This window comes from Streptomyces sp. HSW2009 (assembly GCF_040240285.1).
Lineage (GTDB): Bacteria > Actinomycetota > Actinomycetes > Streptomycetales > Streptomycetaceae > Streptomyces.
Genome location: NZ_JBEHZD010000469.1, coordinates 1 through 6391 on the forward strand (window position 1 = coordinate 1; position 6391 = coordinate 6391).

Sequence of the window (6391 nt, forward strand, 5' to 3'; positions counted from 1 at the left end):
GCGGGGCCGCGGGGGGGGGCGCGGGGGGGGCCCGCGCCCCCCCCGCCCCCCCCGCGCCCCCCCCCCCGCGCGCGGCGCGGGGGGGGGGGGGCCGGCCCCCCCCCCCCCCCCCCCACCGTCGCGTTGCGGGCCGGGCGAGCGCCGGCCACCGATGCGGCGAGCGGCCACTCACCCGAAAAGACAGTCGATAAGGGAACTTCAGCGCATTGATGTGACGTTGTCCCAACTTTTTGCCGGTTCTGTCACGATGCTGACCCGGCCTCCCGGTCACGGGAACCTGCCGGACATGACCCATGACTTCCTGGCCCCGCGCGACGCCGCATCGCCGCGTCCGCTGCGACACCTGTCCGCCGCCCAGCGCCGCGTGCTCACGGTGCGCCAACTGCGCGAGCACGGAGTGCCCGCGGCCCTGCTCGCCGAGCGCGGGCAGACCGGCGGGCCGTGGCAGCAACTCCTGCCCGGCGTCTACCTGTTGCACGCGGAGCGGCCCAGCGGTGAGGAGCGGGCCGAGGCCGCGCTGCTGTACGCCGCGGCCCCCGGGCCCGGGCGGCGCCCCGCCGCGCTGGTGACCGGGGCCGCCGCGCTCGCCCTGCACGGGTTCGCGACCGTGCCGCCGCTGGCCGCCCTGGAGCGCATCGACGTGCTGGTGGCACACGCCCACCGGCCGCACTCGACCGGCTACGTCCGCCTGCTGCGCACCGGCGCGCTGCCCCGCCCGGTCTTCGTCGCCGGCCTCGCGGTCGCCCCGGTGCCGCGGGCCCTCGCGGACCTGGCCGGCTGCTTGAGCGAGTCGGCGACGGTCCGCGCGCTGATGGTGGAGGCGGTACGGGACGGGCACTGCGAGGCGGTGGCCCTGGTGCGCGAGGTGACCCGGGCCCGGCTGCTCGACCGGCCGCACGTGGTGGACGCGGTGGAGGGCCTGGTGGCCGACGGCCGGGCGATCGCGGAGGGGCTGCTGTACCGGATGGTGCGCGAACACCGGCTGCCCGAGCCGCTGTGGAACGTGGGGCTGCGGCTGCCGGACGGCGCGTACCTGGGGACCGTGGACGCGTACTGGCCCGAGCACTCGGTGGCCGTCGAGCTGATCGCCCGCGGGCCGCAGGCCGACGGGAGCGCCCCGTGGCCGCAGGACGAGCGCCGCCGCCTGCACCTGGAGGGGCTCGGCATCACGGCGCTCCAGGTCAGTGCGCGCCGGCTGCGGGCGGACCTGGAGCGGCAGGCCACGGCGGTACGGACCGCGCTCCTCGCGTCCGTCGACCGGGAGCCGGCCACGGTGACCGTGCTCCCGCGCTGACCGCGGGGGGGGGCCCCGCCCGGGGGGGGGCCCCCGGGGGGGCCGCGGTGCGGCGCAAGGGGCCGCGGGGTCGGGATGCGGTACGGGGGCCCGGCGCACCCGACGAGCCGGGTAAGCGGGATGGCTGGGGCGAGCCGGTTGAGCCCGTTGAGCCGGATAAGCCAGCCGGGCTGGTCGGGCCGGATGGGTCGGATGGGTCGTACGGGGTGCCTGAGTCGTACGGGGCCCGCGCCGTGGTCGGTTGGGGCACGGCGGATCAGTCCTGGCCCGACGCGCCGTCAGCGGCGGCGGGGGTCGCACCGTCAGCAGCGGCGGGTGTCGCGGTGTCGGCGCGGCGCTTGCGCAGGGCGACGACGACCGCAGCCGCGCCGGCGACCAGCAGCGCGCCGGCGCCGGTGGCCAGCAGTGGCGTGGACGGCCCGGCGGAGTCGTCGCCGCCGTCCGAGCCGTCAGCGGCGGCGGCGACCGCGGGGGCGGTGGCCGAGCCCTTCGGCTGCGGGCTTGCGCTCGGTTCGCTGCCCAGGTCGGGCAGGGGCGGCAGGGTGGCGTCGGCGTCGACGGCCACCGCGAGCGAGAGCGGGTCCATGACGGTGCCGGCGCGGTACATGCCGTCGAACGCGGCGGCGCCCTCCTTGGTGAGCCTGGTCGGCGTCTCCGCCAGGGCGACCAGGCCGTTCTTGGGCTTGCTGGTGCGCAGCGCCGCGGCGTCGAAGGTGACCAGGGGCACCGCATCGCGCGTGGTGCCGGCGGTCGTCACATCGGCGACGAGGGTGCCCCGGCCGTCGGCCGCCTTGACCCGTACGCCGCTCAGTGCGAGGTCGAGTTTGGCGCCGGTGAAGTGGGTGCGGCCGGCAAAGGTGGCGTCCAGGGTGCCGGTGCGCGGGTCGTAGCTGCCCTTGCCCGCGGGGAAGCGGAACAGGGCGCCGCCGTCCTCGGCCCCGCGCGTCAGTTGCCAACGGCCCTGCGCGATGGGCCCGGTGACGTACTCGCGGAAGGTGCGGCGCACGCCCCAGTCGACGGCCGCGGTCGCGATCTGGCCCGCCCGGGCGTCGGGCCGGTCGGTGGCCTTGCCCTTGCCTCCGTCCTCGCCCTTCGCCCCGGTCTTCTCCTCGCCCTTGCGGTCGCCCTCCTGCTTCGGGTCGGCCTTCCCCTCCCCCGGGCCGCGCGTCGGCGCCGGGTCCGTGGCAGGTGCCCGCGCGATGTCGGCGGACAGACTGAGCGGGTCGAGCTGGGTGCCGGCCGGGTAGTAGCCGGCGAACGCCTGGGCGCCGCGCGGGGTGAGCGTGGCGGGGATGGAGTTGAGGACCACGGCGGTGCCGCCGCCGCGCATGTTCACGCCGGACAGGTTGAGCGAGGCGAACGGGATCTGCCGGGCGTGGGTCACCTGGCCGCTGCCCTTGGCCCGGCTCACCACGTCCGCGTACAGGGTGCCGGCGCCGTTGCCCGGGGTGCGGACGGTCAGGCCGCTCAGCCGCAGGTCGAGTTCGTGGCTGCCGTTCGGCTTACGGTGGCCGACGAAGTGCACCCCGCCGGTGAAGGCGGCGCTGAAGGAACCGCTGGCCGGGTCGTAGGAGCCGCGCGCCGAGTGGAAGCGGAACTGGCTCTCGCCCACCGTCGCGGCCCCGCCCTCCAGGCTCCAACTGCCCTGTGCGATGGGGCCGGTGATGTAGCGCTGGAAGGAGGACTTCAGGCCCCAGTCCAGCCGCCCGCCGGAAACGGAACGGTCCGCCGCATGGGCGGCAGTGGCGGGTGAGACCGCGCCGATCAGCCCGGCGATGAGCACGAGCACACAGGCGCGGGTGGGTCTGGCTGGCAGCATCAGGTGCCCCTCCCGGAACGTAGCAATGCAGGTAAGGCTAACCTAAGCTACGACATGGTCTGGTCGGAACCCCCGGGCTCAGCAACCGCGTGACCAGCAAAGACGACAGAGAGGCGAGAAAGTGCAGCACCGGAAGTCGGCGAGGCACCCCGCCCGCGCCCCGCGTCTCGTCGCCGCCGTCGCCGCCGCGCTGGCGCTCGCGATCGGGCTCGGCGGCTGCGGCGGATCCAGCGGTGACCAGGGCTCGGGCAAGGGCTCGGACGTACGCACCGCGGCCCAAGCGGAATCCCTGGAGCCACTCAAGGACACACCCGCACCACGACTTCCGGCCACCGTCACCTCGGCCGACGGACACCGCAGCACCGTCCGCAGCGCGGCGCGGATCGTGCCGCTCACCGGCTCGCTCTCGGAGATCGTGTTCACCCTCGGCCTCGGCGACCGCGTCGTCGGCCGGGACGTGACCGCCGACTTCGCGCAGGCCAAGAAGTTGCCGGTGGTCACGCGCGCGCACGACGTCTCGGCCGAGAACGTGCTCTCGCTCAAGCCCACCGTGGTCCTCGCCGACACCACGACCGGCCCGGCCGAGGCCATCGACCAGATCCGGGACGCCGGCGTGCCACTGGTCGTCCTCGCGCCCGCCAAGGAGCTCGCCGACGTCGGCACCCGCATCGACGCGGTCGCCGCCGCGCTCGGCGTGCCGGACGCCGGCAAGGAGTTGCGCCAGCGCACCGAGGACCGGATCAAGGCGGTACGCGCCGGCATGAAGCGACCGGCCGACGGCAAGGCGCCCCGGGTCGCCTTCCTCTACCTGCGCGGCTCGGCCGCCGTCTACCTGCTCGGCGGGCGCGACTCGGGGGCCGGCTCGCTGCTCGAAGCGGCGGGCGCCGTCGACGCGGGCGAGGAGTCCGGCCTGACGAAGGACTTCACGCCGATCACCAGCGAGGCGCTGGCCAAGGCCGCCCCGGACGCCATCCTCGTCATGTCCAAGGGCCTGGACTCGGTCGGCGGCGTGGACGGGCTGCTCAAACTGCCCGGCGTCGCCGAGACACCGGCCGGCATGGACCGCCGCATCGTCTCCATCGACGACGGCAAACTGCTCAACTACGGCCCACGCACCGACCAGGTGCTGCGCTCGCTGGTTGACCAGTTGTACGGGGACGCCTCGTGACGCTCTCCGCCAACTCCCCACGGGCGGCCGGGCGGGCCACCGCCCCCGAGCAGACGGCCCCCGCCGGGCAGGCCGCCGCGGCCGACCCGCAGCAAGCCGACCCACAACAGGCCGATCCGCAACAGGCCGATCCGCCCCGCGCGGAAGCGGCTGTCGCCAAGCGGGGCGGCCGGCGCGCCCGCACCCCCGTGCTGACCTTCGCCCTCGCCGCCGCCCTGTTCGTGCTCTGCCTGGTGGCCGCCGGCACCGGCGCGTACGACATCCCGCTCGGCGACGTGGTCTCCTCCGCGCTGCACCGCATGCACCTGGGCGGCAGCGCGCTGGACCGGGTCGGCGAGAGCGTGCTGTGGAACGTACGGCTGCCGCGCGTGGTGCTTGCGCTGCTGGTCGGGGCCTCGCTTGGGTGTGCGGGGGCACTGATGCAGGGCGGGTTCGGCAATCCGCTGGCCGAGCCCGGGGTGATCGGCATCTCGGCCGGCGCCGCGGTCGGCGCGGTCGGCTCCATCGCGCTCGGTCTGACCTTCCTCGGCGACTGGACGGTGACCGCCTGCGCGTTCGCCTCCGGGCTGCTGACCGTGCTGCTGGTGTACGTGCTCTCGCGCTCGGACGGCAAGACCGAGGTGGTCACGCTGATCCTCACCGGCATCGCCGTCAACGCCTTCGCCGGCGCGCTGATCGGCCTGTTCATCTTCTTCGCCGACAACGCCCAGATCACCCAGATCACCTTCTGGCAGCTCGGCAGCCTCTCCCAGGCGACCTGGCCCAAGGTGCTCGCGGTGCTGCCGTGCGCGCTGGCCGGCCTGTTCCTCGCCCCCTTCTACGCCCGCCAACTCGACCTGCTGGCCCTCGGCGAGCGCCCCGCCCGGCACCTGGGCGTGGACGTGGAGCGGCTGCGGGTGACCGTCGTGGTGCTGGTGGCGCTGCTGACGGCCGCCGCGGTGGCGGTCGCGGGCATCATCACCTTCGTCGGCCTGCTGGTGCCGCACCTGCTGCGGATGGCCGCGGGCCCGGGCCACCGTTTCCTGGTCCCGGGCAGCGCCCTGGGCGGCGCGGTGGTGCTGGTCGCCGCCGACCTCGCGGCCCGCACCGTGGCCCAGCCGGCGGAACTGCCGCTCGGCGTGCTCACCGCGCTCTTCGGCAGCCCGTTCTTCTTCTGGCTGCTGCGCAGGACCCGTCGTAAGCAAGGAGGTTGGGCATGAGCGTACGGACCCTCGCCAGCCGGCTCGGCGGGCGGGCCCGCCAGGTGCCCGGCCGGCCCGCACCCGGCGAACTCGCGGCCGAGGTCGGCGACCTGCGGGTGACGCTCGGCTCCCGGCAGGTGCTGACCGACGTCTCGCTGCGCGTCACGGCGGGCGAGGTGCTGGCCCTGGTCGGGCCGAACGGGGCCGGCAAGTCCACGCTGCTCGCCGCCCTCGCCGCCGACCTGCCGGCCGGCTCTGGCACCGTCCGCATCGACGGCCGGCAGGTCGCCGACTGGACCGCGGGCGAACTGGCGCTGCGCCGCGCCGTGTTGCCGCAGTCCGCCGCGCTCTCCTTCCCGTTCACGGTGGAGGAGGTGGTACGGATGGGCCGCGCCCCGTGGGCCGGGACGCCGGCCGCCGACGAGGACGACCCGGCGGTGGCGCGGGCGATGGCGACCACGGAGGTGGCCGAGTTCGCCGACCGGCCCTTCAGTGCCCTGTCCGGCGGCGAACGGGCCCGGGTCGCACTGGCCAGGGTGCTGGCCCAACGCGCGGCCCTGCTGCTGCTCGACGAGCCGACCGCCGCCCTCGACCTGCGCCACCAGGAGCTGGTGCTGCGGGTGTGCCGGGAGCGGGCCGCCGCCGGCGACGCGGTCGTGGTCGTCCTGCACGACCTGGGCCTGGCTGCGGCGTACGCGGATCGCACCGCCGTCCTGCACCGGGGGCGGATCGTCGCCGACGGGCCACCGGCCAAGGTCTTCGACGCGGAGTTGCTCTCCGACGTCTACCGACAGCCGATCGAGGTGCTGCCCCACCCGCGCACCGGGGTGCCGCTGGTGGTGCCGCGCCGCGACGGGGGGCCGGGGCGCGGGTGACCCGGCGGGCGGGGCGGGAGCCGCGGGCCGGGCGCGGGCGGCCGGCCACGCACC

General features: G+C 75.9%; 5 protein-coding genes. 4 read left to right on the forward strand and 1 reads right to left on the reverse strand.

The annotated features are described in order from the left end of the window. Positions 1-286: 286 nt before the first annotated feature. Positions 287-1294 carry a hypothetical protein gene (locus AAHZ94_RS26460; protein WP_349995835.1) on the forward strand — a complete coding sequence of 336 codons (1008 nt, stop codon included), beginning with the start codon at positions 287-289 and terminating at the stop codon, positions 1292-1294. Positions 1295-1550: 256 nt separating this feature from the next. Here the strand turns inward: AAHZ94_RS26460 and AAHZ94_RS26465 are convergent, their stop codons facing one another. Then, on the reverse strand, positions 1551-3113 hold the full coding sequence (locus AAHZ94_RS26465) for an HtaA domain-containing protein (protein ID WP_349995836.1): 1563 nt from the start codon (positions 3111-3113) through the stop codon (positions 1551-1553). Positions 3114-3234: 121 nt separating this feature from the next. Here AAHZ94_RS26465 and AAHZ94_RS26470 point away from each other — a divergent pair, with 121 nt between their 5' ends. Genes AAHZ94_RS26470 through AAHZ94_RS26480 form a run of 3 tightly spaced genes read left to right on the forward strand, consistent with a single transcriptional unit; the run spans position 3235 to position 6337 of the window. After that, positions 3235-4281, forward strand: a complete 1047-nt coding sequence (locus AAHZ94_RS26470) for a heme/hemin ABC transporter substrate-binding protein (protein ID WP_349995838.1) — start codon at positions 3235-3237, stop codon at positions 4279-4281. Beyond that, positions 4278-5480 (forward strand): FecCD family ABC transporter permease, encoded by a 1203-nt coding sequence (locus AAHZ94_RS26475; RefSeq protein ID WP_349995839.1) that lies wholly within the window; start codon positions 4278-4280, stop codon positions 5478-5480. The genes AAHZ94_RS26470 and AAHZ94_RS26475 overlap by 4 nt, the downstream gene beginning before the upstream one ends. Continuing rightward, positions 5477-6337, forward strand: coding sequence for a heme ABC transporter ATP-binding protein (locus AAHZ94_RS26480; protein ID WP_349995841.1), 861 nt, complete (start codon positions 5477-5479; stop codon positions 6335-6337). The genes AAHZ94_RS26475 and AAHZ94_RS26480 overlap by 4 nt, the downstream gene beginning before the upstream one ends. The last annotated feature ends 54 nt before the right edge of the window (positions 6338-6391 follow it).

Excerpts from the sequence above, each read along its gene's own strand:
- AAHZ94_RS26460 (WP_349995835.1), top strand. The coding sequence starts at position 287 with ATGACCCATGACTTCCTGGCCCCGCGCGACGCCGCATCGCCGCGTCCG.
- AAHZ94_RS26465 (WP_349995836.1), bottom strand. The coding sequence starts at position 3,113 with ATGCTGCCAGCCAGACCCACCCGCGCCTGTGTGCTCGTGCTCATCGCC.
- AAHZ94_RS26480 (WP_349995841.1), top strand. The coding sequence starts at position 5,477 with ATGAGCGTACGGACCCTCGCCAGCCGGCTCGGCGGGCGGGCCCGCCAG.